The sequence below is a fragment of the Pseudomonas sp. G5001 genome (assembly GCF_013385475.1).
Classification (GTDB): Bacteria; Pseudomonadota; Gammaproteobacteria; order Pseudomonadales; family Pseudomonadaceae; genus Aquipseudomonas.
In genome coordinates this window covers 170,449-193,418 of record NZ_JACAPZ010000029.1, presented here as the reverse complement: position 1 = coordinate 193,418, position 22,970 = coordinate 170,449, and the positions used below count along the sequence as shown (strand labels likewise).

The window sequence follows — 22,970 nt, the reverse complement described above, 5'->3', positions numbered from 1 at the left end:
TATTTCAAAGCCAGCAGGTGAATCAAGCCTGGTTCAGCGCCTGTGCCGCTTCGAGCACTGCATCCACATGGCCTGGCACTTTCACACCGCGCCATTCCTGGCGCAGTACGCCATTCTTGTCGATCAGGAAGGTGCTGCGATCAACACCCAGGTATTCCTTGCCATACAGCTTCTTCAGCTTGATCACATCAAACAGCTGGCAAACCGCTTCGTCCTTGTCGCTGATCAGCTCAAAGGGGAATTCCTGCTTTGCCTTGAAGTTCTCGTGGGACTTCACGCTGTCCCGGGACACGCCAAACACCTCGGTGTTGGCCGCCTTGAACGCAGCATGCTGGTCACGGAAGCCCTGGCCTTCAGTGGTGCAGCCCGGGGTGCTGTCTTTCGGGTAGAAGTAGATCACCACTTGCTTGCCCTTGAGCCCGGCGAGGCTGAAGGTTTGCCCGCTGGTGGCCTGGGCTTCGAAGTCGGCTACCGGTTGGTCGATCACTACAGACATGAAGACTTCCTTACATAGGGTTCTGTGGGCGCCAAGGCTCGATCAGTGCGTCGAGGTTCAGGGCATCGGCGAAATCCAGGAACTGGTCGCGCAGCCAACTGATCTGCACGCCGGCCGGCAAGGTCACGGTAAAGGTGGCGTTGAGCATGGTGCCGCCGGTCTGCGGAGCCTGATAGGTGTCGCAGGTCAGGTTTTCCAGCTCGACGTTGTGGTCGATAAAGAACTGGCACAGCTCGTTGACGATGTCCGAGCGGTAGGCCGAACTGACATAGGCCACGTAGGGCAGGGCCTGTGGACGGTTCTCCAGGGCGGCGCTGCGCACCACGTTGACCGTGAAGTCATGCTTCTTCGCCAAACCCGGTAAACCGGTTTCAAGGCGGGCCAGGGCATCCCAGGTCCCGGAAATCTGCAGGACCAGCGCACTGCACTCGCCATGGCGGGTCAGGCGGGAGGTCACGACGGCGCAGCGGTTTTCATGGCTGGCGCGGCACAGGACGTTAGTCAGCTCCATGGGGTTGGCGCCAAGGGCACTGATGACAAGGAATTGTTCGCGGACTGTGGGGGTGGACATGCAGCCTTCCTAAAGCGATGAGCGGTCGATACGATGCAAGCGGTATCAATCAAAGGATGAAGGGTAGCGAAAACCATCGCCAAGGGCTAGGAGGTGGCGTTTTCATTACGTAATCAGCTTCATCAAACCCCGCTTTGGCAGAATGATGGCGCTGCCGCGAACTAAGTTGATCCAGAACGCATCCTCAGGCGGTACTTCGCTTGTACAAGCATCTTGGCGCCAGTACCATTACCGCTCTCTTTTTCCGGCAGGAGCGGTTGCATGATTGCGGGCAGTATGGTGGCACTGGTCACACCCATGGATGCACAAGGTAATCTCGACTGGGACAGCCTGGGCAAACTGGTGGACTTCCACCTGCAAGAGGGCACCAACGCCATCGTGGCGGTCGGCACCACAGGTGAATCGGCCACACTGGATGTGGAAGAACACATCGAAGTGATCGAGTTCGTGGTCAAGCGCGTTGCAGGGCGCATTGCTGTCATCGCCGGCACGGGCGCCAATTCGACCCGCGAAGCGATCGAATTGACCAGCAACGCCAAGAAAGCCGGCGCCGATGCCTGCCTGCTGGTGACGCCGTACTACAACAAGCCGACCCAGGAAGGCCTGTACCTGCACTTCCGCGCCGTTGCCGAAGCGGTCGATATCCCGCAGATCCTCTACAACGTACCCGGTCGCACCGCCTGCGACATGAAGGCCGAGACCGTGATCCGCCTGTCCACCGTACCGAACATCATCGGTATCAAGGAAGCCACCGGTGACCTGCAGCGCGCCAAGGACATCCTGGCCGGCGTCAGCAGCGACTTCCTGGTGTATTCCGGTGACGACGCCACGGCGGTCGAGCTGATCCTGCTGGGCGGCAAAGGCAACATCTCGGTGACTGCCAACGTTGCACCGCGCGCCATGAGCGAGCTGTGTGCCGCGGCCATCGCCGGTGATGCGGTCAAGGCCCGGGCGATCCACGAACAACTGGCACCGCTCAACAAAACCCTGTTTATCGAATCCAACCCTATCCCCGTGAAATGGGCGCTGCATGAGATGGGCCTGATGCCGGACGGTATCCGTCTGCCGCTCACCTGGCTCAGCGAAGCCTGTCACGAACCGCTGCGACAGGCCCTGCGCCAGTCCGGCGTCCTGGTTTAATTGAGGAAGCACTACGCATGAAGCGATTGGCCGGACTTTCCGCACTTGCCTTGATTATCTCCAGCACCAGTGGCTGCGGTTGGATCTGGGGCCCGGAAGGCTACTTCCGCGACCGCGGTAGCGATTACCTGGAAGCCCAACAAACCGCCCCGATGAAATTGCCGCCGGACGTCAATGTCGCCAAGCGCCTTGACCCGTTGCTGCCGATTCCGCGCAACGTGGCCGACGACACCGTCAAGGGTGAATACGAAGTGCCGCGTCCACAGCCGTTGTCGGCCGTGGCCGATGCCAGCGACTACAGCCTGCAGAAGAGCGGCGACACCCGTTGGGTCATGGCCCAGCGCCCACCTGCCGAAGTCTGGCCGGTGGCCGTGCAGTTCTTCCAGGACAACGGTTTCCGCCTTGACGAACAACGCCCGCAGACCGGTGAGTTCACCACCGCGTGGCAGCACACCAGCGAACTGTCGGCATCCATGGCCAAGCGCCTGCAGGCCGGTGGTGTAGCCAATGACAGCGAAGCCCGCATCCGCGTGCGTATCGAGCCAGGCGTGCAACGCAACACCAGTGAAGTCTACGTAGTCAGCGCCGAGCGTCCTGCCGGCAGCACCGCCAACGTCGACTTCACCCCACGCTCGGTCAACACCGGCGTGGACGCTGCCCTGGTCGACGAAATGCTCGCCAGCATGAGCCGTATTTCCGAGAAGGGCGGCTCCGTCTCCCTGCTCGCCGCCGGTAGCTTTGACACACCTAGCCGCGTCAGCCTCAGCGAAGACGGCAGCGGCAACGTGGTGCTCAACCTGGGTGAAGACCTGGACCGCGCCTGGTCGAGTGTCGGCCGCGCGCTGGAGCACGGCGAATGGCGCGTTGAAGACATCAACCGCAGCCTGGGCCTGTACTACATCAACCTGGCCGAAAAAGCCGAGAAGAAAGACGACGAGCCAGGTTTCTTCAGCAAGTTGTTCGGCAGCAAGCCGACCAAGGAAGAGATCGAGACCCGCGCCGAGCGTTACCAGGTTCGTTTGAGCAAGGTAGGCGAAAGCGTGCAAGTCACCGTCGAGAAAAACATCAACACCGTGGCGCCGGCAGAAGTGGCGCGCAAAGTGTTGGGCGTGATTCAGGACAACCTGGGCTGATCCGATGCGTTTTGCCGTTCTCGGCAGCGGTAGCCAAGGGAACGGCACGCTTGTAGCCCATGACGACACGTACGTCCTGGTGGATTGTGGTTTCTCCCTGCGGGAAACCGAGCGGCGCCTGCTGCGCCTGGGGGTTCACCCCGCGCAGCTGAGCGCGATTCTGGTGACCCACGAACATGCCGACCACGTGCATGGCGTGGGTTTGCTGTCTCGGCGCTACAATCTTCCGGTGTACCTGAGTCGCGGTACCTTGCGCGGGATGCGCAAACCGATTGAGCCCGCAGGTTTGCTGGCCGGTGGCGAACAATTGCAGATCGGTGCCTTGAGCATCGATGTGATTGAAGTGGCCCACGATGCCCAGGAACCGACGCAATACGTATTCAGTGACGGTGAACGGCGTTTTGGCCTGCTCACTGACCTGGGTTCGTACTGCGCCAAGGTGCTGGACGGTTACCGGGACCTCGACGCATTGATGATCGAGTCCAACCACTGCCGTGACCTGCTTGCGCGTGGCCACTACCCGGCCTTTCTCAAGCAGCGGGTCGGCGGGCAGTTTGGACATTTGAACAACCACCAGGCGGCGTACCTGGTGTATGAGTTGGGCTGGCAAGACCTGCAACACCTGGTCCTGGCCCACCTGAGCAGCAAGAACAACCTGCCGCAGCTGGCCCGGCAATGTTTTGTCGACACCCTTGGGTGCGACCCGGACTGGCTGCAACTGGCCGATCAAGATTCAGGGCTCGACTGGCGACACATCGCCTAGCCCACCTACTTAGCAAGCGGAGCCCATCATGGAAAAACGTGAAGAACTCTACCGCGGCAAAGCCAAATCGGTTTACAAGACCGACGACGCCAACCGCTTGATCCTGCTGTTTCGCAACGACACCTCGGCGTTCGACGGCAAGCGCATCGAACAGCTCGACCGCAAAGGCATGGTGAACAACAAGTTCAACGCCTTCATCATGCAGAAACTCGAAGCGGCCGGCATTCCGACCCAATTCGACAAACTGCTGGGCGACAACGAATGCCTGGTGAAAAAACTCGACATGATCCCGGTCGAGTGCGTCGTGCGTAACTATGCGGCCGGCAGCCTGGTGAAGCGTTTGGGCGTGGAGGAGGGCCTCAAGCTCAACCCCTACACCTTCGAGCTGTTCCTGAAAGACGACGCCAAGGGTGACCCGTTCATCAACGAATCCCACGTGGTGGCATTTGGTTGGGGCACCGCTGAGCAACTGGCTCGCATGAAGGAGCTGTCGCTGAAGGTCAACGACGTCCTGAGCAAACTGTTCGACGACGCCGGCCTGCTGCTGGTGGACTTCAAACTGGAATTCGGCGTGTTCCACGACGGCTCCATCGTCCTGGGCGACGAATTCAGCCCGGACGGCTGCCGCCTGTGGGACAAAGACACTCGCAAGAAGATGGACAAAGACCGCTTCCGCCAGGGCCTCGGTGACGTTATCGAAGCCTACGAAGAAGTCGCCAACCGTCTCGGCGTACCGCTGTAATCGACGCAAGCATCTGATAGCACGGAAAAAAATCGCTTTTGCGCTTTGCTTCCAGGAAACAGGCTGTTATGATGCGCGCCGTTGGAGAGATGCCAGAGTGGCCGAATGGGACGGATTCGAAATCCGTTGTACCTTCACCGGTACCTAGGGTTCGAATCCCTATCTCTCCGCCATTATTGAAAAATGAAAAACCCCCGATAACTTCAATGTTGTCGGGGGTTTTTTGCTTTCAGTCAGAAACTGCATAATGAATTCTGCTACGGTCTTCGTTAATTGGCGCTTCGGACATCGGTCATGAATTTTAAAAAAGTACTGGCGCATTTGCAGGCTGAAGTTCCCGAGCTATTGGCTGTGTATGTGTTCGGTAGCCAAGTGACGGGTGAGGCAGGTAGTGAGAGTGATCTGGATGTTGCGGTCCTTTCTGCGGGAGTGGTCGAGCCTTTATTGCTATGGCAGCTTTCTGGGGAGTTGGCCGATATCGTTGGAGTTCCCGTCGACTTGCTTGATTTGCGCGCAGCCTCAACGGTAATGCAATACCAAGTATTGACCACTGGGCGTCGGCTCTGGTCCGGGAACGTCCAGGCGGGTCTATTCGAGAGCTACGTCCTGAGCGAAAAAACCGCGCTGGACACGGCAAGGGCTGAGTTGTTGGCGGATATCCAGAAGGAAGGGAAAGTTTATGGTCGATGATGTTCTCATCAATAAAGCAGCCAGTATTGAGCGTTGCGTTGCGCGCGCCCGTCAGGAATACGATAAGGATCCCACCAGCTTCACCACCGATTTCACGCGCCAGGATGCGGCGATTTTGAATATTCAGCGTGCCTGTGAGGCAGCGCTGGACATGGGCCAGCATTTGATTCGTCGTGAGCGCCTGGGTGTTCCACAAGGAGCTCGTGACGTGTTTGAGTTGTTATGTCAGGGCGGTTGGGTCAATCCTGCGTTGCTGACCAACCTGAAGAACATGGTCGGGTTCCGTAACATTGCTGTTCACGAGTACCAGACGCTTCAATTGCCGATTACTGTAGCGATCATTACAAAACACCTGGATGAGTTTCTAGCATTTAGTTCGCATATTTTGACCAAGGATGCGGGGTTGGAAAATAAACAAGTCTAATCTGTAAATTTTCCATCCCTCTGAATAAGTTTTCCTGCTGCGGTGTTCACCACACAGACCACTCAGGAAACGCCCATGAACAATCCCGCCGACCGCTACGACCGCCTGACCCGCACCTTCCACTGGCTGACCGCCGCCCTGGTGATCTTCATGTTCGCCAGCGCCCACGTCTGGGAAAACCTGGAAAAAGGCACGCCACTGCGCAAGGGCCTGCAATCGGTCCATATCTCCCTGGGCATCGCCATGGCGGTGCTGATCGCTGCACGTATCCTCTGGCGTGTGTTCGGCGGCAATCACCCAAAGGCCGACAATCACCCTGCGCTTAACGTGGCCGCCAAAATCGCCCACGGCTGTCTATACCTGTTGTTACTGACGCAGGTGACCCTGGGCTTCCTGTTCCGCTGGGCCCAGGGCGAGCCCTTCAACTTTTTCGGACTGTTCCCGGTGCCAGCGCCTTTTGTGATTGATCACGAATTGCGTGGCACCCTGGGCGGCCTGCACAACAATGTCGCCTGGGCGATCATCGTACTCGCCGGGCTGCATGCCTGCGCCGCGCTGTGGCATCACTACATCCAGCGCGACAGCACGTTGCGCCGCATGCTGCCGGCCCCTCGTGGCGATCTTCCCTACTGAGTTTGCTGCTGTACTTTCCCTATCGTTACGGAGCATGAATGCCATGAAGAATCGTCCCGAGCACGCCGTTGGTTACCGCACCGCTTTGTTCTTTGGCGCCTGTATGGCCGCCGCGCTATTGGCCGGCCAGGCCCATGCCTCCGGTGACGAATCGGCGCCGCCCAAGCCCAACTGCCCCAAAGGCCAGGTCTGGGATACCAAGACCGGCAAGTGTGTGCTGCAAACCAGCAAGGCCACGTCGGACGCCGACCGCACCGACTACGCCTACCGCCTGGCCAAGGACGGGCGTTACGAAGAAGCCCTGTCACTGCTCGACACCCTGCAAAACCCGAACACCGCCAAGGCCCTGAACTACCGCGGCTACGCCACCCGCAAACTGGGGCGCACCGATGAAGGCATCAGCTACTATCTGAAGTCCGTGGCACTGGACCCCAACTACGCACAAGTCCGTGAGTACCTGGGGGAGGCCTACGTCATCAAGGGCCGTGTGGACCTGGCCCAGGAGCAACTGGTGAAGATCAAGGCGTTGTGCAGCACCACCTGCGAAGAGTACGAAGACCTGGCAGAAGCCATCGCCGCCGCGCCTCAGGCTTGAAGCTGTGAGCGAACAGCCGGGAGATTGCCATCACCACAGACGCTGAGTTGCGCCGAGAGTTGAGCCAGCTGTTGCCACGTTTATGGCGATACGGGCTGGTGCTGTCGCGACAAAAGCATGTGGCTGATGACCTGGTGCAAGCCACCTGCGTGCGGGCGTTGGAGCGTGCAGGCCAGTTCGTGGCTGGCACGCGGCTGGACCGCTGGTTGCTGACGATCATGCATTCGATCTGGCTTAACGAATTGCGCGCCCAGCGAGTACGGCAAGGGCAGGGGTTTGTCGACGCCGAGCAGGCGTTGTCGTTCGACGGTGAAGCCCTGGCTCAGGACCAGGTCCTGGCCGCGCAGGTGATCAAGCGCGTCAATGCATTACCCGAAGCGCAGCGGGAGACTGTTTTTCTGGCCTACGTCGAAGGCCTCTCATACAAGGAAATTGCCGAAGTCCTGCATATTCCCGTAGGAACGGTGATGAGCCGGTTGGCCGCTGCACGCATGAAGCTGGCTGAAACTGCGCACTCAAGCGGCTTGTTGGATAAATCGAGCGGAGAACGACGATGACTCAAAATACACCACCGTCGGATGAACTGCTGGTGGCTTACCTGGACGGTGAGTTAGACCCTCGGCAGCGCCAGCTTATCGATAACCTGCTGGGGATCGATCCTGCCGTGACAGCCCGCTTGGAGCTGCTCAAGCGCGGCCACTTGCCGTTCAAATCAGCCTTCGATTCGGTTCTCGATCAAGCCCCTACAGAGCGTTTGCAGGTGATGCTCGATGCGTTGCCGCCGACACAAACACCCACCCTGAGTCGACGCAAATTTCTCGCGGTAGCAGCAAGCTTTGCGGTGGCCGGTGTGGTCGCTGATCGCTTGTTCATGACCTGGCCCCGGCCTGAGCCCGGTTCGGGCTGGCGTGCCTCGGTTGCCGAATACATGGCGCTGTATACGCCCCAGACCCTGGAAAACCTCAGCGCCGATCCCGACGCCCATATCGCCCAGCTGAGTTCGGTCGGGACCCAGCTCGGCCTGCCGTTGAACCCGGATGCAGTACACCTGCCTGGCGCCGAATTTCGCCGCGCACAAATCCTCGATTATGACGGCGTACTGATCGGTCAACTGACCTACCTCGACGCGCGCCACGGCCCGCTGGCGCTGTGCATTACGGCGGCGAAAAAAGGTGCGGTGGCCATGGCCACCGAACAGCGCCGGGGCATGAACGTGGTGTTTTGGTCCAGCCCGTCCCATGCGTTCATGTTGATTGGCAGAAACCCGTTCGAGGATTTGCAGATCATGGCGCGCAGTGCCGAGAAGGCTTTGTCGGCATAGCTTCAATGAGACGATGAGGGCGTCTGCAACGCCCGCCACCGAGCCGGCGTCGTCCCCTCCCAGGAACGAAACGCACGATAAAACGAGTTGGTATCTTCATAGCCCACCAGGCACGCGATCTCGTCTATCTCAATCGACGGCTCGGTGAGCAGATGCCGCACCACTTCCTGGCGGGTTTCCAGCATCAGTTGCCTGAAACTGGTGCCGGCCTCGGTAATGCGCCGTTGCAACGTGCGTTCGCTCATGCCCAGCTCCCGCGCTACCTCGACCATCTCGGGGCGGCCACTGGCCAGGAAGCGCTTGAGGGTGATCTTGACCTGATGGCTGATGCTGGCCGGTGTCGAGGCCTCCGCAAGCGCTGCCACCAGGCCCGGGTTCAGCATTTCGAGCATTTGCGGGTTGTACGCCGGAAAAGGTCGGTCCAGATCGGCGGCGTCCAGTATCAGCGCGTTGCGCCCGGCACCAAAACGCACGGAGCAACCGAAAAACTCGGCCAGTGCACGGCTGCCATCGTCCGGGCGAACCAGTTCGACCTGCAGGGGAGTGATCTGCGTCCGTGCTCCCCGTCGCCCCAATTCAACAAACGTCGCAAACGCCGCATCCACCAGCAGCGCAGGCGGTAATTCTGGCGTGTGCAACCAGTCGATGGTCACCGTACAGGCACGGCCATCCTCGCAAACCAGCAGGCGCTCGGGTGTGCACAATTGCTTGAAGCGGGCGAGGCGGTGCAGGCCATCCCGATAATCCCGGGCGATAAAAGCGGCAAAGCTGGAGGGTGGAAGCGCGGTGATATCCAGCCGCGTCACCAGTAATATCCCGACAGCCGGATCAGGATTAAGTATGCGCACCGCCTCCCACAAGCGAAAGAACTCCAGCGTCGTCACCTGCCGCCGGTCTCGCCGCTCGCGGATATGCAGGGTCATGGGCAAGCGTGCCTGACGCAACACCACCGACGGCTCCAGCCCGACGCTCTGCAGCGCCAGCCAGAACACATCCGGTATGTTGAAACGGGGTTGGGTCACGTCAGGCATGCGGCACCTTTTTCAAAAGCGTGAGATTAATCCGAGGCCGACACGCTGAGGTCATGCCACTTTTTATCCGACTCGGCCAAGTCTGCTGCTGCCCGGGCGGCGTATTGCACGGCATCGCTGCCGATCAGCAAGCGTAGCGGGGCGTCTTTGTTCAGTGCCAGCTCCAGCACGATTTCGGCAACCCGGTCCGGACCCGTCGGCAGGATGCCGGGGGAGTTGAGCAATTCAACCAGGGCGCCGACCGTTTGTTGGTAGGGCTCACTGATGGCCGGAATCGTCATGGAACTGCCCGACCAGTCCGTGCGCATGCCGCCCGGCTCCAGCACGGTCACCTGGATGCCCAGTGGTGTGACTTCCTGTGCCAGTACTGTGGAAAATCCACCGACTGCCCATTTCGCACTCTGATACGCGGCCAGGCCGGCCATGCCGATGCGGCCACCCAACGACGATACCTGGAAGATATGCCCACGGCCCTGGGCGCGCAGCACCGGCACCACCGCCTTGCTCACGTGCACCACACCATAGAAGTTGGTGCTGATCTGCGCGGAAAAATCCTCCAGCGTCACATCTTCCACCGACGCCAGGTCACCGTAGCCGGCGTTATTGACCACCACATCCAGGCGACCAAAATGTTTCACCGCGGCATCCACCGCTTCCAGCACCTGCTGGTTATTGGTCACGTCCAGCGTGACCGGATAAATCGCCTCGCCGTATTCGGCCACCAAGTCATCCAACTGCTTGGGATTGCGCGCGGTGGCAACCACACGATCACCGGCGCGCAGGGCGGCTACGGTAATCGAGCGGCCGAGGCCGCGGGAACTGCCGGTGATAAACCATATCCTGGACATTCGAACACCTCTTCGTTTGAGACTGCGGGAGTAACTTGTGAACGAATGATGGTCGACGGGCCTCTCTCATACACTAGCAAGAGGCCGCCAAGTGACTTGCATATCACGCCATTTATTCTGCGGCCAACCGTGCCGACAGGCTTTCGATAAACACCGTCTCCGCCCGGCTCATCTTCTGCTCACGGTTCCACAGCAGGTGGATATCCACGTCGGTAATCCCTTCGTCTGGCGGCAAGCGCCAGAGCAACCCATGCTTCACATCCTCGGCCACCACATGAATCGGCAGGCAGCCCAGGCCAAACCCGGCAATCACCAACCGCCGCACTTCCTCCAGGCTGGAGGACGACGCCACGATGCGCCCGCTGAAGCCCTGCTGGTCGCGAAAGATCGTCAACGGCGAGAGCATCCCGCCGATCTGGTCGCTGGTAAAACTCACGAAGTTCTCCGACTGCAAATCTCCCTCCGCCAGCCCGGTGCGTCCGAACAACGGGTGATGCCGCCCGCAAAAAAATGCATAACGCTGACGCAGGAACAGGTGCTGCTCCAGCCGTGGTTGCGGCCGGCGATTGAGGCTCAGGCCCAGCGTCGCGGTTTTCTCCAGCAGGGCGGCGACGATGTCAGAGCTGCGCATCACCTCAACGTCCAGGTCGACCCGGGGATGCTGGCGATGGAAGTCCGCCAGGAAGTCATCAAAGGTGTCCGAACTGATCCGGCTGATCATCAGCAACCGCACTTTGCCAAGCACCTCGTCGCCAGGCTTTTGCAGGGCGTTGCTCATCTGCGAGACCTGGCCATACATCTCGCCGGCGATCGCGAAAATCTGCTCGCCGGCTTCGGTCAGCACGAAGCGCGGGCCGCGCCGGGCGATCAACTGGCAGTCGAGCTGTTCTTCCAGGCGCTTGAGCGCCTGGCTGATGGCCGGCTGGGTGAGGTGCAGGCGGGCGGCGGCGCGACTGATGCTCAACTCCTGGCCGATCACCCGGAAGGTGCGCAACAGGTTCCAGTCCAGGCGGTCATTGAGCAGCGGATGAACATCGCGGCGATTTTCAGGCATGTCGACAGCTCGATAATAAGCAGGATTTATAATCGGAATAATAAATAGAAAATTGACTAATCATAGGGCCGAGACGAAAAATCACCCTCAACCAGCGCCATCAGAGCGCGTGCGCCAGACCTTTCTCCTGCCAAAAAAATAACCAAAGGAGCCAGCCCCATGAAGCCTTCCGCTTCGCCGCAGCCGCGCCGTGCCGCGGCCGCCGCTTTCATCGGCACCATGATCGAGTGGTACGACTTTTACATCTACGCCACCGCCGCCGCGCTGGTGTTCGGTCAATTGTTCTTCCCTTCCGACGACAAACTGTTCAGCACCATGGCCGCGTTCGGCACCTTTGCCGTGGGCTTTTTCGCCCGGCCATTGGGCGGCATTGTGTTTGGGCATATCGGTGACCGTATCGGTCGCAAGAAATCCCTGGTGATCACGCTGGTGATGATGGGCGTGGTCACCGTATGTATCGGCCTGTTGCCGACCTACGCGCAGATCGGCGTCGCGGCGCCGGTGTTGCTGGTGCTGCTGCGCATCGTGCAGGGCATCGCCGTTGGCGGGGAGTGGGGCGGGGCGGTGCTGATGGCCGGCGAACATGCACCCAAAGGCCGTCGCAATTTCTTTGCCTCCTTTGCACAGTTGGGCAGCCCGGCGGGTTTGATCCTGTCGTTGCTGGCCTTCAGTGCGGTAACCCGTTTGCCGGAGGCCGACCTGCTCAGTTGGGGCTGGCGCGTGCCGTTCCTGGCCAGTGCCTTGTTGTTGATCGTCGGTCTGGCAATCCGCCTGGGCGTCAACGAATCGCCTGAGTTCCTGGAAGACAAAGCCAAGGCAGAAAAGGCCCGGGCCATCACCCAGGATCAGGCCCCGGTGATCGAAGTGCTGAAAACGGCCTGGCGCCCGCTGCTGCTGTGCATCGGTGCCAACACCCTGGGGATTGCCGGGGTGTATTTCACCAACACCTTCATGATTGCCTACACCACCCAGCAACTTAACCTGCCGCGCTCGTTGATTCTGGAATGCCTGTTTGTCGTGGCCATCATCCAGTTCTGTGTCCAGCCGCTGGCGGCCTGGGTGGCGGAGAAGGTCGGTGCCACACGCTTTCTGTGTGCGATGAGCGTGCTTGCGATGGCCTCGCCTTATCCGATGTTCGTGCTTGTCAGCAGCGGCCAGGCGCCATTGATCATCCTCGGCATCGCCCTGGCCGTGGTGTGCATGGCCTCGTTTTATGCGGTGATTGCAGGCTTCGTCAGCGGCTTGTTCGAAACCCGCGTGCGCTACACCGCCATCTCCCTGGCCTATCAAGTGTGCGGCGCGCTGGCCGGTGGCCTCACGCCGTTGATCGGCACCTGGCTGGCCCATGAATACCAGGGCCAGTGGTGGCCGATGGCTGTGTTCTACAGCGCGATCGCGGCGGTTTCGCTGCTGTGCGTACTTGCGTTGTCCCGGCGTCACGCCACCGCCCACCGTCTTGAAATGGCTTGAAGCGTTTGATCGGAGAATGTGTATGTTGAAGATTGATGGCGAGCGCCTGTGGGCCAGCCTGATGGCCATGGCCGAAATCGGCGCCACGGCCCGCGGTGGCAGTTGCCGCCTGGCGTTGAGCGCCGAAGACCAGGCGGGCCGCGCACTGTTCAGCCGCTGGTGTGAAGAGGCCGGGCTGACCCTGAGCGTCGATGCCATCGGCAACCTGTTCGCCCGCCGGGCTGGCACCGACCCTGAAGCTGCGCCGGTGATGATGGGCAGCCACCTCGACACCCAGCCGGAAGGCGGGCGTTTTGATGGCGTCTATGGTGTGCTGGCCGGACTGGAAGTGATCCGCAGCCTCGACGACCACGGCATCAAGACCCGCAAACCACTGGAAATCGCGGTATGGACCAACGAGGAGGGCGCCCGGTTTACCCCGGCCATGCTCGGCTCGGCGGTGTTCACCGGCACCTTGGCGTTGGATAACGCGCTGGCCACCCGGGATGTCGCCGGTGTCAGCGTGGCGGATGCGTTGCGCAGCACCGGCTACAACGGCGAGCGCCCCTTGGGTGGCGCGGTGGATGCGTATTTTGAAGCGCACATCGAGCAAGGTCCTATTCTGGAAGACAATGCCAAGAGCATTGGCGTGGTCACCGGTGGGCAGGCGATTCGCTGGCTCGACGTGCGCGTGGAAGGCATGGCCGCCCATGCCGGGACTACGCCGATGCTGCTGCGCAAGGACGCCTTGTACGGCGCCGCGCAGATGATCCAGTCGCTGGAAAACCTGGCGGCTGATTTTGCGCCTGAGGGCCTCACGACCGTGGGTGAATTGAGCATCGCCAAGTCGTCGCGCAACACCATTCCCGGCCTGCTGAATTTTACCGTCGACCTGCGCCATCACCGCGACGCCGACATAGAAGCCATGGAGCAACAGGTGCGCACCCGCTTGCAGGATATCGCTGCCCAACGTGGTCTGAGCGTCACCGTCAGCCCGCACTGGATCAGCCCGGCGACACCGTTTGATGCCGAGTGTGTCGCCTGTGTGCAGTCCGCCGTGGATGCGTTGGGTTATGCCCAGCAATCGATTGTCAGCGGTGCTGGCCATGACGCCATCCACCTGGCGCGGTTCTGCCCCACGGCGATGGTGTTCATTCCGTGCGTGGGAGGCTTGAGTCATAACGAAGCCGAAGATGTGCTGCCCGAGGATGTTCGCCAGGGCACCGATGTATTGCTCAATGCCGTGTTGAAACGTGCCGGCCAGGCTAATTAACGAAACATTTCTGCAAGGTTGAACGCGATCAAAATGTAGGAGCTGGCTTGCCTGCGATAGCGGTGGTTCAGGCAACAAATTTGTATCTGAGCCACCGCAATCGCAGGCGAGCCAGCTCCTACAGGTCCGGTGTTCAACCGCAGATGTGTGCCCATCAGGAGAAATCCCATGCGTACTTATTTCCACCCCGAACAACTCCTGCACCATCCTCGCAGCTACTACTCCCGTGGCCAGATGCGTACCCCGCAGGAAGTCCCGGAGCGCGCCCGCAATCTGCTGCTGGCCGCGCAAAACCTGGGCTTCGACATCCAGCAACCCCACGACCACGGCCTTGATCCACTGCTGGCTGTGCACGGTGCGGCCTACCTGGCCTTCCTCCAGGAAGCCCACCAGCGCTGGAAAGAAATCCCCGAAGACTGGGGCGACGAAGTCATGTCCAACATCTTCGTGCGCGAGCCCAACGCCCTGCGCGGCATCCTTGCCCAGGCGGCGCGCTACCTCGCCGACGGCAGTTGCCCAATTGGCGAACTCACCTGGCGCTCGGCCTATTGGTCCGCCCAAAGCGCCGTCGCTGCCGCCCGGGACATCCTCGACGGCGCACCCGCGGCCTACGCGCTGTGCCGCCCGCCAGGCCACCACGCGCGTTTTGATGCAGCCGGTGGGTTCTGCTATATCAACAACGCGGCGGTTGCGGCGCAGGCGTTGCGCGCTGGCTTCGAGCGCGTCGCCGTGCTCGACACCGACATGCACCATGGGCAAGGCATCCAGGAGATTTTCTACGAGCGTGATGACGTGCTGTACGTGTCGATTCATGGCGACCCGACCAACTTCTATCCGGGGGTTGCAGGCTTTGCGGAGGAGCGCGGCGCAGCCAAGGGGGAAGGCTTCAACCTCAACCTGCCGATGGCGCATGGCGCGAGTGAGGCGGTGTTTTTCCAAAAGCTGGAACTGGCATTGAAGGCAGTGAAGGACTTCTCGGCGGACGTGCTGGTGTTGTCGCTGGGGTTCGATATCTACGAGCTGGATCCGCAAAGCAAAGTGGCGGTGACGCGGGAAGGATTTGCGCGGCTGGGGGAGTGCATTCGTGGATTGGGGTTGCCGTGTGTGATCGTGCAGGAGGGCGGGTATCACCTGGAAACGCTGGACAGTAATGCTCAGGCTTTTTTTGCAAGTGCGCAGGCGTGGTCAATGTAACCCGCTGAATAAAGCGCCCCGGACTGCCTTGGAAATACATTCAAGGCGCGTCCGACCCGTGGGCCTTTCACGTCGATAATTTATATCTCTTAACTTCTGGTCGACACCCCTAAAGTCCCGCCCCGACTGGCCGAAACTCTGTCATACGATGTCGTATGCCCATAATGAGAACAATCGCCATGTCGCTCCGCAGCCTGTCCATCGCCCGCCGTGCGGGTCTCGGTTTTGCCTTGATTGCCTTGCTCGTGGCGCTGTTGGGGTTCTTTGCGCTCTCGAACATGGCAAGCATCCGCGAAAGCGCCGTGCAGGTTGAAAGTGGCCTGGTGCCGAAAATGCGCCTGGTCTCGGACATTCGCGAAATCATGCTGCGCATCCGCACTATTTCCCTGCGCATGGCCCTTGATCCCAATCCCGCGAGCCTCTCGCAATACCGCAGCCAGATGGACACCCGCAGCCAGGATCTGGCAAAGAAACTGGCCGACCTGAGTGCGGTGCTTGATACACCTGAGGTACGCAATCTCTACGACCAGTTTCAGGTCTCCCTGCGGCAATACCAGCAAGGCCTCACACAGTCGTTCATCCTTGCCGACAAGCAGCAGACCGCCGAGCTGAACAAGTTGCTGCTGGTGGACATGAAGACCGTGGTCGACGGTTCCGGCAATCAGCTCAATGCCCTGGCCGACTATTACAACGCCCAGATAAACCTGCAGGGCCAGACGGCCGAGTTGCAGTACAGCCGCTCGCGCACGATGGTCTTCGGCTTCGTGCTGCTGGCGGCGTTGAGCACCGTGGCCTTGGCCTGGTTGCTGACGCGTAGCATTGTCGGCCCGCTCAGCCACGCGGTGCGCGCCGCCGAAAACGTCGCTCAAGGCGACCTGACCCAGACCGTTGACGTCACCGGCGATGACGAAGTGACCCGCCTGCTGGTGGCACTGCAGAGCATGCAAGGCAGCCTGCGCAGTACCTTGCAGCTGATTCGCCAGTCGGCCGGGCAGATGGCGGCATCGGCCACCGACCTCAACGGCATCACCGACCAGAGCCGCCGTAGCCTGCAAAAGCAGACCGCTGAAATCGAGCAAGCCGCCACCGCGGTCAACGAGATGACCTCGGCCGCCGATGAGGTGGCACGTAATGCAGTCTCCACTTCCGAATCCACCCGGCTCTCTAATGAAACGGCCCGCGATGGCCAGCAGCGCGTCGGCGAGACGGTCAGCGCGATTCAGGCGTTGAGTACCAACATCGGTGAAACCTCGAGCCTGGTGCAAAACCTCGCCGATCAATCGCGGGACATCGGCAAGGTGCTCGATGTGATTCGCTCCATCGCCGAGCAGACCAACCTGTTGGCCCTGAACGCCGCCATCGAGGCGGCGCGTGCCGGTGAGTCCGGGCGTGGCTTTGCCGTGGTGGCCGACGAAGTGCGTGCGCTGGCCCATCGCACCCAGCAATCGACCCTGGAGATCGACCAGATGGTCACCGCGATGCGCAGTGGCTCCAGCGAAGCACTGACCTCAATGCAATCGAGCACCCAGCGGGCCAGCGAAACCTTGATCCTGGCCGAAGGCGCCGGTGGAGCCTTGAGCCAGATCACCGACTCCATCGACCAGATTCACCAGCGCAACCTGGTCATCGCCAGCGCCGCCGAGGAGCAGGCCCAGGTGGTCAAGGAAGTGGATCGCAACATCGTCAACATTCGTGACCTGTCCGCGCAATCGTCTTCGGGAGCAGGGCAGATCAACGGGTCGAGCCTAGAGCTGGCGCGCTTGGCCGTGTCGCTCAATGAGGCGGTGGCGCGGTTTCAGCTGTAACGGGGTCTACTCGTGCCACGGATGGCACCAGTTCCAGGATACGGTCACGGCCACCTTCGGCCACGAGGTACGTTCCCTTCGTCGTACGCACAATCGACTGTGGCGCCTTCAGGAAAGACAGGATCGTCTGCTGGCGTCCTTGCTTGTCGATCAACAACAAACGCGCGCGGTGGGTGGAATCCTCGTTGATCCATAACCCGCGTTCATCGCACATCAGGAAGGTGGGTTTGTTCAATTGGCTCAGTACCACTGGATCGCTACCGTCCTCGGTTAATTCGCGGACCACACCCTTCTTCTTTTCCGTGTAGAGCATGCGCCCATCGGTACAGCGAACGATCGACTCGCCTTCGCTGAGTTGGTCACGCACGACGCTCAAGGTCTTGTCGCTCCAGCGATAGCGCAGTATGCGGGCAGCTACCTTGCGGTCTTCGATGGCGTAAAGGAACTCGCCGTCGTCCCACAGCCCTTGCACGCTGTCGCCCTTGAACAGCTCGGTAACGACGCCGTCCTTGAGGAAACTGACCGGCGCGCCGTCCACTTCCTGGCTGAATACCCAACCGCCTTGAGTGGCGACCATCCCATCCGGTTTGGATAAATTTCCTACCACCTGTTCGCGTTTTCCGTCGGGCAAGATGCGCACGATACTGCCAAGGCTGTTGCTCAATTCCTGGCTGACCATCAGCGAACCGTCAAGCATTGGCATCAGCGACGCAGCCTTTTCCACATTGCGGTGGATCACTTGCACACTCCAGTTATTGGCAGCGCTGACCGGATAGAAACTTTGCCAGGCGAAGAAGCCCAGGGTGGCAAGGCAGAGCAACCCCAGTAGCCACAGACCCAGAAGAAGCGCGCGATAGAGAGGCGCTGGGTTGGAAGTCCTTTTTATTGTGTTATCCATTGAGTGCGCTGCCGGTAGGTAGTCGTGAATAGAAAAGATCTGAATATAAATTAATTGTCGTGGTCACCTGCAAGAGGGCTGCATATCGTGCCCCACCTGAAACGTCTCTGGGAATCACCTGATCCCTCTGGCAAGCCACTGGCGGTATAGCTTACGGGCGACTTCCATTCGCGCGATAAGGATAACCAGCCAGATCATCCCGCCCATCGAGAGCAAGGCGAACCACAGCAGGAGCCCGCGCTGTTCGCTCAAACCGTCGCGCACGTATTTACTGTAGTTTTTATCGATAAAAAATGAGCAGATGACGTCGAGCTTTTCTTCTGGCAGACCGGGAAGGATGAAGGCTTGCAGAGACCCTGATGACCGACATTGCTCAACAGTGAGCCTTGCGTCGGACCATATCCCGAACTTCACGTTTTCTTCGGAGAGGTAGAATGATGGCGACTCCGGAGAGTTTTTCAGTGACACCATCAAATACCCGGATTCAATCAAAGGTGGAGTGATCGCTACGCCTGCCAGCAGCACGATGGCCAACAAGAAACAGCAATTGGTCCTCCACTGCGCGAACCTTCTGGTGATGAAGCTCAAGGCAGTGAAGTCGCTCCAGTCAATGTAGCGCTTCACTCGACCGAAATCGCGTGGGGTGAATCCATTGTTGTACATCCACTCTTCAGCCGAGTCTGCATCCTGCAAGGTGTTTGCAGGAATGTTGAACTCATAGCGGTAGTACTCCAGCTCACGGAGGTCCTTGCGCATGCGTTCGAAACGTTCGGTTTCGAAGTGCGGCTGCCCACCAAAAAAACGCCAAATCCAGTCGCGCAGAAACAACAGAGAGCCGGAGCGTCGGTAGATGAAACAAAGCAGCCACACAACGGCGAGTAGAGTAACGATGCCGCTGAATGCAGGGAAATTTTCAACATACCAAGTCAGCGGTGTGCTTTTGGAGATTGGGGCGGTCATGGCTTAATCCTTAGTCATAACGAGTCGAACGCGCGATTCTAGGCAAACTGGGCAGAGGTGTCTTTGCTTCAGGAAAAACAGGAAGAAGCTGACTTGCACGTAGGAAGCCGGACAGCATCAAGAGGTCATTGAACTGAAACGCTTATACGGTGTGCAGATTCACGTAGACCTGCTGATCAAGGGTTTTGACGGTGCCAGCGAGCGTGTGAAGCTTGATGCCAGTTTTGCGACAATTGACGCCCTAATACCCGAGACCTATGATCAAGCCCAGCTCACTGAGCTGTTAGCAGAGGCAGGATTTTTGTATACGGCAGATACCGGAAAAACCCAGCCTGTTGCTGGGTTTTTTGCATCTGAGCGTTTTTCTCCCGCGACTACCCAACGGCCCACTCGATGATCATCAACTTCGACCTCAACGACCTCCAGGCCTTCCGCGCCGTCGTAGATAAGGGCAGTTTCCGTGCGGCGGCCGAAGCCATCCGTATCTCCCAGCCGGCCCTCAGCCGGCGTATCGAGAAGCTCGAATCCGCCCTCGACGTCAAACTCTTCGAACGCACCACGCGCCGGGTCAGCCTGACCATGGTCGGCCGCGCGTTCCTGCCGCAAGTCGAGCGCATGCTCGATGACCTGGACATCGCCCTGATGGGCATCAGCAACGTCGCCTCGACCCGCATGGGCAATGTCACCATCGCCTGTGTGCCGTCCACCGCGTACTACTTCATGCCCCACGTGATCTCCGAATTCCACAAGCTCTATCCGAAGATTCGCCTGCGGGTCTTGGACGCGAGTGCGGGCGAGGTGTGTGCGGCGGTGGAAAGTGGCGAGGCGGATTTCGGCGTGAGTTTCAGCGGCAGCCTGGCAGACGGGGTGGAGTTCGAGCTGCTGTTGCAGGAGCGTTATGTACTGGCCTGTCGCCGGGAGCATCCGCTGGCGGACCGCGCCAGTGTGACGTGGGCCGAGGCGTACGAGCACGACTACATCACCGTGGACAAGACCTCAGGCAACCGCTTCCTGCTGGACCAGGCCCTGCGCGGCGTGCGGGTGAAGAAACCAAGCATCTGCGAAACTCATCACGTGACGACCATGATCGGGCTGGTGGAGGCGGGGCTTGGGGTGGCGATGGTGCCGTCGATTGCGATGCCGGGCGGCGAACATCCGATTCTGACGAGCGTGCCGCTGGTGGAGCCGGAGGTGGTGCGCAACGTGGGGTTGATCAAGCGCCGCGGGCGTACGTTGACGCCGGCGGCACTGGAACTGGAGCGGTTGACGCGGGAGATGCCGTTCCGGTCAGTGTGAGACCGAATCCAGGCCGGTGGATTGCACCACGGGTTGCGCCTGGGGCGAGGCGAGGAATTGCAGGAGCTTTTTCGCCTGCGCCGGGTGCTGCGCATTTACCGGAATGCCGGCGGCAAAACGGGTGACGGACTGCACGTCTTCAGGGATCTTTCCGACGTAGGTCACGCCTGGAATTGGCAGCAGTTCGGACACCTGTTGCAAGCCCACTTCGTAATCACCCTTGGCCACCTGTGAGGCCACCGGGATGCGTTCGATCATGGTGCCCTTGGACGGCATGCCGAGCTTCTTGAACAGTTCCTTTTCGACGTAGACGCCGCTGGCGCTGTCCGAGTACGCGACGGATTTGGCGTTGGTCAGTACCGTCTTCAGTTCGGCATCGGTGGCAATCGAGGGCTTGGCCGCGCCTTCCTTGACCACCAGGCCGATGCGCGAGTCCGCCAGTTCAACCCGGGACGCTTTGTCGACCTTGCCTTGCTTGATCAGCTCATCCAGGGCGTAGCCGACCATGATCACCACGTCGGCGTGTTCGCCACGGGCCAGGCGGTTGGGAATCGCTTCCGGCGCCTTGCCCATCGACGGGCCGAGGATGGTGTCGAGGGTGTCGCCGCTCTGGGTGGCGTATTGCGCACCCAGCACCTTGTAGGCAGCGGTGAAGCCGCCGGAGGTCATGACTTTCAGCTCTTCGGCGTGGGCGACCATCGCCAGGGAACCGATCGCCAGTACCGCCAGTGTTTTCAGCATGGGGTTCATCAGTGCGACTCCTCAGGCAACTTGCAGACGGGCGCTGGCGCGGCGATACAGTGCGAACGTCGCGCACAGGGCGCACAGCGCGGCGAACATCAGCCAGTAGGCGGGCGATGCCTTGTCGCCCGTCTCGTGGATAAACCAGGTGGAAATCGCCGGGGTAAAACCGCCGAAGATCGCGGTCGCCAGGCTATAGGCCAGGGAGAAGCCCGCCACACGCACTTCCACCGGCATGATCTCGGTCAGGGCCGGGATCATGGCACCGTTGTACATGCCGTAGAGGAAGGAGAACCACAGCAGGGTTTCCAGCATGTGCGCGAAGCTTGGCGCATTGACCACGTAGGAAAGTGCCGGGTAAGCGGTCAGCACGGTCAAAGCAGTCATGGCGATCAGCACCGGCTTGCGGCCAAAACGGTCACTGAGGGTGCCGCCGATGGGCAGCCAGATGAAGTTCGACACGGCCACCAGCAAGGTCACCAGCAGGGCGTCGGCGGTGGTCAGGTTGAGTACGGTTTTGCCGAAGGTGGGTGCGTACACGGTGATCAGGTAGAAGGCCGTGGTGGTCATCGCCACCATCATCATGCCGCCGATCACGATGGTCCAGTTCTTCACCAGGGTGGCCAGCACTTCGCGCATGGTCGGGCGATGCTTGCGGTTGGCGAACTCTTCGGTTTCCTGCAGGTTGCGGCGCAGGACGAAGATGAACGGGATGATCACGCAGCCGATGGCGAACGGAATGCGCCAGCCCCAATCGGCAACCACGGCTGGTTCCATCCACTGGTTCAGGCCATAACCCAGGGCGGCCGCGACCACGATGGAGATCTGCTGGCTACCCGATTGCCAGCTGGTATAGAAACCCTTGCGGCCCGGGGTGGCCATTTCGGCCAGGTACACCGACACGCCGCCCAGTTCGGCACCGGCCGAGAAACCTTGCAACAGCCGACCCATCAGCACCAGCAGCGGTGCCCACAAACCAATGGTGTGATAGCCGGGCACCAGCACGATCAGCAGGGTGCCACTGGCCATGATCGCCAGGGTCACGATCAAGCCTTTGCGACGGCCCACATCATCGATGTACGCGCCGAGGATGATAGCCCCCAGCGGACGCATCAAAAAGCCTGCGCCGAACACGGCGAAGGTCATCATTAATGACGCAAATTCATTAGCGGCAGGGAAGAAGGCGGCGGCGATATAGGTGGCATAGAAACCGAACAGAAAGAAGTCGAACTGTTCGAGAAAGTTGCCGGAGGTGACGCGAAAGACCGCGCCGACTTTGGAGCGGGCAGAGTCAGGCCGTGAAGGGTTTTGCATTTTCTTGTGTCTCCAGCGTTCTTTTTAAAGTGCTTGTTTCGCTTAAGACCGCGGATAGTGGCTGACACATTTGGAAATGATAAGTGAGTTGTTTACATGTATTGATGCGTCGTGGTTATCAATTGCCGGATGCACACAAAACCGCTCCCTCATCTATGCTTGCCCAGTGTGTCCAATTCTTACGGATGGGAGGTGGGTATGAGCAACGAACAGAAGCAGCGCGAAGAGTTGGAGCAGGAGCGGGCGAGGAAGCTTCGCGAGGAAGAAAAGCCGCAGACCTGGAAGCATCCGGACGATGGCACCGAGCTGTCGGAGCGCGATCAGGAGCGCCCGCTCAGGCCTTGATGCAGGCAATTCACTGTGGCGAGGGAGCTTGCTGTGGCGAGGGAGCTTGCTCCCGCTGGGCTGCGAAGCGGCCCCAAGATTTTTGGGAGCGCTTCGCACTGGAGCGCCAGCCCGGTCCAGCGGGAGCAAGCTCCCTCGCCACATTACGATTCACTGAATCGGCATTCCCAACTCCACCAGCGTGCCATCTGGGCACCGCACACAAGAAACAACCTTTGCGCCTCCCCACGCCGCCCTTGAAGTTCATCCCGCCC

26 protein-coding genes, 1 tRNA gene and 1 pseudogene are annotated in these 22,970 nt (G+C 60.1%); 19 read left to right on the top strand and 9 right to left on the bottom strand.

Annotation, left to right across the window (positions count from 1 at the left end; all coding sequences use genetic code 11):
- Nucleotides 1-22 precede the first annotated feature (22 nt).
- Nucleotides 23-496, bottom strand: a complete 474-nt coding sequence (locus tag HX805_RS23325) for a peroxiredoxin (protein WP_003211984.1) — start codon at nucleotides 494-496, stop codon at nucleotides 23-25.
- A gap of 10 nt (nucleotides 497-506) precedes the next feature.
- On the bottom strand, nucleotides 507-1,067 hold the full coding sequence (locus tag HX805_RS23320; RefSeq protein ID WP_003172487.1) for a glycine cleavage system protein R: 561 nt from the start codon (nucleotides 1,065-1,067) through the stop codon (nucleotides 507-509).
- Between the two features lie 261 nt (nucleotides 1,068-1,328).
- Here HX805_RS23320 and dapA point away from each other — a divergent pair, with 261 nt between their 5' ends.
- The 11 genes from dapA (at nucleotide 1,329) to HX805_RS23265 (ending at nucleotide 8,508) form a co-directional block, all read left to right on the top strand.
- A complete protein-coding gene (gene dapA / locus HX805_RS23315) occupies nucleotides 1,329-2,207 on the top strand; it encodes a 4-hydroxy-tetrahydrodipicolinate synthase (RefSeq protein WP_003211981.1) in 879 nt (292 codons plus the stop codon).
- Nucleotides 2,208-2,224: 17 nt separating this feature from the next.
- Nucleotides 2,225-3,340 carry an outer membrane protein assembly factor BamC gene (gene bamC, locus HX805_RS23310; RefSeq protein ID WP_177080177.1) on the top strand — a complete coding sequence of 372 codons (1,116 nt, stop codon included), beginning with the start codon at nucleotides 2,225-2,227 and terminating at the stop codon, nucleotides 3,338-3,340.
- Nucleotides 3,341-3,344: 4 nt separating this feature from the next.
- Complete coding sequence (locus HX805_RS23305; RefSeq protein ID WP_003211977.1) at nucleotides 3,345-4,103, top strand: MBL fold metallo-hydrolase; 759 nt, start codon at nucleotides 3,345-3,347, stop codon at nucleotides 4,101-4,103.
- Between the two features lie 28 nt (nucleotides 4,104-4,131).
- A complete protein-coding gene (gene purC, locus HX805_RS23300) occupies nucleotides 4,132-4,845 on the top strand; it encodes a phosphoribosylaminoimidazolesuccinocarboxamide synthase (RefSeq protein WP_003211975.1) in 714 nt (237 codons plus the stop codon).
- Nucleotides 4,846-4,928: 83 nt separating this feature from the next.
- Nucleotides 4,929-5,018, top strand: a tRNA-Ser gene (locus HX805_RS23295).
- Between the two features lie 121 nt (nucleotides 5,019-5,139).
- Nucleotides 5,140-5,535 (top strand): nucleotidyltransferase domain-containing protein, encoded by a 396-nt coding sequence (locus HX805_RS23290; protein WP_087692601.1) that lies wholly within the window; start codon nucleotides 5,140-5,142, stop codon nucleotides 5,533-5,535.
- Nucleotides 5,525-5,959 (top strand): DUF86 domain-containing protein, encoded by a 435-nt coding sequence (locus tag HX805_RS23285; protein WP_003211948.1) that lies wholly within the window; start codon nucleotides 5,525-5,527, stop codon nucleotides 5,957-5,959. Before HX805_RS23290 ends, HX805_RS23285 begins: the two co-directional genes overlap by 11 nt.
- A 75-nt stretch (nucleotides 5,960-6,034) precedes the next feature.
- Nucleotides 6,035-6,592 carry a cytochrome b gene (locus HX805_RS23280; protein ID WP_087692600.1) on the top strand — a complete coding sequence of 186 codons (558 nt, stop codon included), beginning with the start codon at nucleotides 6,035-6,037 and terminating at the stop codon, nucleotides 6,590-6,592.
- Between the two features lie 43 nt (nucleotides 6,593-6,635).
- Nucleotides 6,636-7,187, top strand: coding sequence for a tetratricopeptide repeat protein (locus HX805_RS23275; protein ID WP_017479232.1), 552 nt, complete (start codon nucleotides 6,636-6,638; stop codon nucleotides 7,185-7,187).
- Nucleotides 7,188-7,246: 59 nt separating this feature from the next.
- Nucleotides 7,247-7,744, top strand: a complete 498-nt coding sequence (locus HX805_RS23270) for an RNA polymerase sigma factor (protein WP_003211943.1) — start codon at nucleotides 7,247-7,249, stop codon at nucleotides 7,742-7,744.
- Nucleotides 7,741-8,508: an anti-sigma factor gene (locus HX805_RS23265; RefSeq protein WP_177080176.1), complete on the top strand. Its 768-nt coding sequence runs from the start codon at nucleotides 7,741-7,743 to the stop codon at nucleotides 8,506-8,508. Before HX805_RS23270 ends, HX805_RS23265 begins: the two co-directional genes overlap by 4 nt.
- A 2-nt stretch (nucleotides 8,509-8,510) precedes the next feature.
- Here the strand turns inward: HX805_RS23265 and HX805_RS23260 are convergent, their stop codons facing one another.
- The 3 genes from HX805_RS23260 to HX805_RS23250 form a co-directional block, all read right to left on the bottom strand.
- A complete protein-coding gene (locus HX805_RS23260; RefSeq protein WP_177117333.1) occupies nucleotides 8,511-9,539 on the bottom strand; it encodes an AraC family transcriptional regulator in 1,029 nt (342 codons plus the stop codon).
- A 26-nt stretch (nucleotides 9,540-9,565) separates the two neighbouring features.
- Nucleotides 9,566-10,387, bottom strand: coding sequence for an SDR family NAD(P)-dependent oxidoreductase (locus HX805_RS23255; protein WP_008437872.1), 822 nt, complete (start codon nucleotides 10,385-10,387; stop codon nucleotides 9,566-9,568).
- A gap of 112 nt (nucleotides 10,388-10,499) precedes the next feature.
- Nucleotides 10,500-11,441 (bottom strand): LysR family transcriptional regulator, encoded by a 942-nt coding sequence (locus HX805_RS23250; protein ID WP_003211934.1) that lies wholly within the window; start codon nucleotides 11,439-11,441, stop codon nucleotides 10,500-10,502.
- A 159-nt stretch (nucleotides 11,442-11,600) separates the two neighbouring features.
- Here HX805_RS23250 and HX805_RS23245 point away from each other — a divergent pair, with 159 nt between their 5' ends.
- The 5 genes and pseudogenes from HX805_RS23245 to HX805_RS32650 all read left to right on the top strand — a co-directional run bounded on the left by HX805_RS23245 (nucleotide 11,601) and on the right by HX805_RS32650 (nucleotide 17,162).
- On the top strand, nucleotides 11,601-12,911 hold the full coding sequence (locus tag HX805_RS23245) for an MFS transporter (RefSeq protein WP_003211933.1): 1,311 nt from the start codon (nucleotides 11,601-11,603) through the stop codon (nucleotides 12,909-12,911).
- A gap of 22 nt (nucleotides 12,912-12,933) precedes the next feature.
- Nucleotides 12,934-14,163: a Zn-dependent hydrolase gene (locus tag HX805_RS23240; RefSeq protein ID WP_177080174.1), complete on the top strand. Its 1,230-nt coding sequence runs from the start codon at nucleotides 12,934-12,936 to the stop codon at nucleotides 14,161-14,163.
- A gap of 168 nt (nucleotides 14,164-14,331) precedes the next feature.
- Nucleotides 14,332-15,357, top strand: coding sequence for a histone deacetylase family protein (locus HX805_RS23235; RefSeq protein ID WP_177035881.1), 1,026 nt, complete (start codon nucleotides 14,332-14,334; stop codon nucleotides 15,355-15,357).
- A gap of 155 nt (nucleotides 15,358-15,512) precedes the next feature.
- Nucleotides 15,513-16,304, top strand: a pseudogene (locus HX805_RS32655) (MCP four helix bundle domain-containing protein); the annotation flags it as partial.
- Nucleotides 16,299-17,162, top strand: coding sequence for a methyl-accepting chemotaxis protein (locus tag HX805_RS32650; RefSeq protein WP_371132901.1), 864 nt, complete (start codon nucleotides 16,299-16,301; stop codon nucleotides 17,160-17,162). The pseudogene HX805_RS32655 and the gene HX805_RS32650, both read left to right, overlap by 6 nt.
- Here the strand turns inward: HX805_RS32650 and HX805_RS23225 are convergent.
- Together HX805_RS23225 and HX805_RS23220 are read right to left on the bottom strand one after the other, a co-directional pair.
- On the bottom strand, nucleotides 17,131-17,982 hold the full coding sequence (locus HX805_RS23225; RefSeq protein WP_177008921.1) for a hypothetical protein: 852 nt from the start codon (nucleotides 17,980-17,982) through the stop codon (nucleotides 17,131-17,133). The genes HX805_RS32650 and HX805_RS23225 overlap by 32 nt on opposite strands.
- Nucleotides 17,983-18,174: 192 nt before the next feature.
- Nucleotides 18,175-19,020 (bottom strand): DUF6216 family protein, encoded by an 846-nt coding sequence (locus HX805_RS23220; RefSeq protein ID WP_003211924.1) that lies wholly within the window; start codon nucleotides 19,018-19,020, stop codon nucleotides 18,175-18,177.
- A 151-nt stretch (nucleotides 19,021-19,171) separates the two neighbouring features.
- On the opposite strand from HX805_RS23220, the gene HX805_RS32455 reads away from it, so the two are divergent.
- Together HX805_RS32455 and HX805_RS23210 are read left to right on the top strand one after the other, a co-directional pair.
- Nucleotides 19,172-19,417 carry a hypothetical protein gene (locus HX805_RS32455; RefSeq protein ID WP_008437880.1) on the top strand — a complete coding sequence of 82 codons (246 nt, stop codon included), beginning with the start codon at nucleotides 19,172-19,174 and terminating at the stop codon, nucleotides 19,415-19,417.
- A complete protein-coding gene (locus HX805_RS23210; protein WP_008437881.1) occupies nucleotides 19,414-20,316 on the top strand; it encodes a LysR family transcriptional regulator in 903 nt (300 codons plus the stop codon). The genes HX805_RS32455 and HX805_RS23210 overlap by 4 nt, the downstream gene beginning before the upstream one ends.
- Here the strand turns inward: HX805_RS23210 and HX805_RS23205 are convergent.
- A complete protein-coding gene (locus tag HX805_RS23205; RefSeq protein WP_087692592.1) occupies nucleotides 20,308-21,066 on the bottom strand; it encodes a substrate-binding domain-containing protein in 759 nt (252 codons plus the stop codon). The genes HX805_RS23210 and HX805_RS23205 overlap by 9 nt on opposite strands.
- 12 nt (nucleotides 21,067-21,078) lie before the next feature.
- Complete coding sequence (locus tag HX805_RS23200; protein ID WP_003211917.1) at nucleotides 21,079-22,371, bottom strand: MFS transporter; 1,293 nt, start codon at nucleotides 22,369-22,371, stop codon at nucleotides 21,079-21,081.
- A gap of 198 nt (nucleotides 22,372-22,569) precedes the next feature.
- On the opposite strand from HX805_RS23200, the gene HX805_RS23195 reads away from it, so the two are divergent.
- Nucleotides 22,570-22,716, top strand: a complete 147-nt coding sequence (locus HX805_RS23195) for a hypothetical protein (protein WP_003211914.1) — start codon at nucleotides 22,570-22,572, stop codon at nucleotides 22,714-22,716.
- Nucleotides 22,717-22,970 lie beyond the last annotated feature (254 nt).

Coding starts and splice junctions, on each gene's coding strand:
- HX805_RS23325 (WP_003211984.1), bottom strand. CDS start 496: ATGTCTGTAGTGATCGACCAACCGGTAGCCGACTTCGAAGCCCAGGCC.
- HX805_RS23320 (WP_003172487.1), bottom strand. CDS start 1,067: ATGTCCACCCCCACAGTCCGCGAACAATTCCTTGTCATCAGTGCCCTT.
- dapA (WP_003211981.1), top strand. CDS start 1,329: ATGATTGCGGGCAGTATGGTGGCACTGGTCACACCCATGGATGCACAA.
- bamC (WP_177080177.1), top strand. CDS start 2,225: ATGAAGCGATTGGCCGGACTTTCCGCACTTGCCTTGATTATCTCCAGC.
- HX805_RS23305 (WP_003211977.1), top strand. CDS start 3,345: ATGCGTTTTGCCGTTCTCGGCAGCGGTAGCCAAGGGAACGGCACGCTT.
- purC (WP_003211975.1), top strand. CDS start 4,132: ATGGAAAAACGTGAAGAACTCTACCGCGGCAAAGCCAAATCGGTTTAC.
- HX805_RS23290 (WP_087692601.1), top strand. CDS start 5,140: ATGAATTTTAAAAAAGTACTGGCGCATTTGCAGGCTGAAGTTCCCGAG.
- HX805_RS23285 (WP_003211948.1), top strand. CDS start 5,525: ATGGTCGATGATGTTCTCATCAATAAAGCAGCCAGTATTGAGCGTTGC.
- HX805_RS23280 (WP_087692600.1), top strand. CDS start 6,035: ATGAACAATCCCGCCGACCGCTACGACCGCCTGACCCGCACCTTCCAC.
- HX805_RS23275 (WP_017479232.1), top strand. CDS start 6,636: ATGAAGAATCGTCCCGAGCACGCCGTTGGTTACCGCACCGCTTTGTTC.
- HX805_RS23265 (WP_177080176.1), top strand. CDS start 7,741: ATGACTCAAAATACACCACCGTCGGATGAACTGCTGGTGGCTTACCTG.
- HX805_RS23260 (WP_177117333.1), bottom strand. CDS start 9,539: ATGCCTGACGTGACCCAACCCCGTTTCAACATACCGGATGTGTTCTGG.
- HX805_RS23255 (WP_008437872.1), bottom strand. CDS start 10,387: ATGTCCAGGATATGGTTTATCACCGGCAGTTCCCGCGGCCTCGGCCGC.
- HX805_RS23250 (WP_003211934.1), bottom strand. CDS start 11,441: ATGCCTGAAAATCGCCGCGATGTTCATCCGCTGCTCAATGACCGCCTG.
- HX805_RS23245 (WP_003211933.1), top strand. CDS start 11,601: ATGAAGCCTTCCGCTTCGCCGCAGCCGCGCCGTGCCGCGGCCGCCGCT.
- HX805_RS23240 (WP_177080174.1), top strand. CDS start 12,934: ATGTTGAAGATTGATGGCGAGCGCCTGTGGGCCAGCCTGATGGCCATG.
- HX805_RS23235 (WP_177035881.1), top strand. CDS start 14,332: ATGCGTACTTATTTCCACCCCGAACAACTCCTGCACCATCCTCGCAGC.
- HX805_RS32650 (WP_371132901.1), top strand. CDS start 16,299: ATGCAAGGCAGCCTGCGCAGTACCTTGCAGCTGATTCGCCAGTCGGCC.
- HX805_RS23220 (WP_003211924.1), bottom strand. CDS start 19,020: ATGACCGCCCCAATCTCCAAAAGCACACCGCTGACTTGGTATGTTGAA.
- HX805_RS23210 (WP_008437881.1), top strand. CDS start 19,414: ATGATCATCAACTTCGACCTCAACGACCTCCAGGCCTTCCGCGCCGTC.
- HX805_RS23205 (WP_087692592.1), bottom strand. CDS start 21,066: ATGAACCCCATGCTGAAAACACTGGCGGTACTGGCGATCGGTTCCCTG.
- HX805_RS23200 (WP_003211917.1), bottom strand. CDS start 22,371: ATGCAAAACCCTTCACGGCCTGACTCTGCCCGCTCCAAAGTCGGCGCG.
- HX805_RS23195 (WP_003211914.1), top strand. CDS start 22,570: ATGAGCAACGAACAGAAGCAGCGCGAAGAGTTGGAGCAGGAGCGGGCG.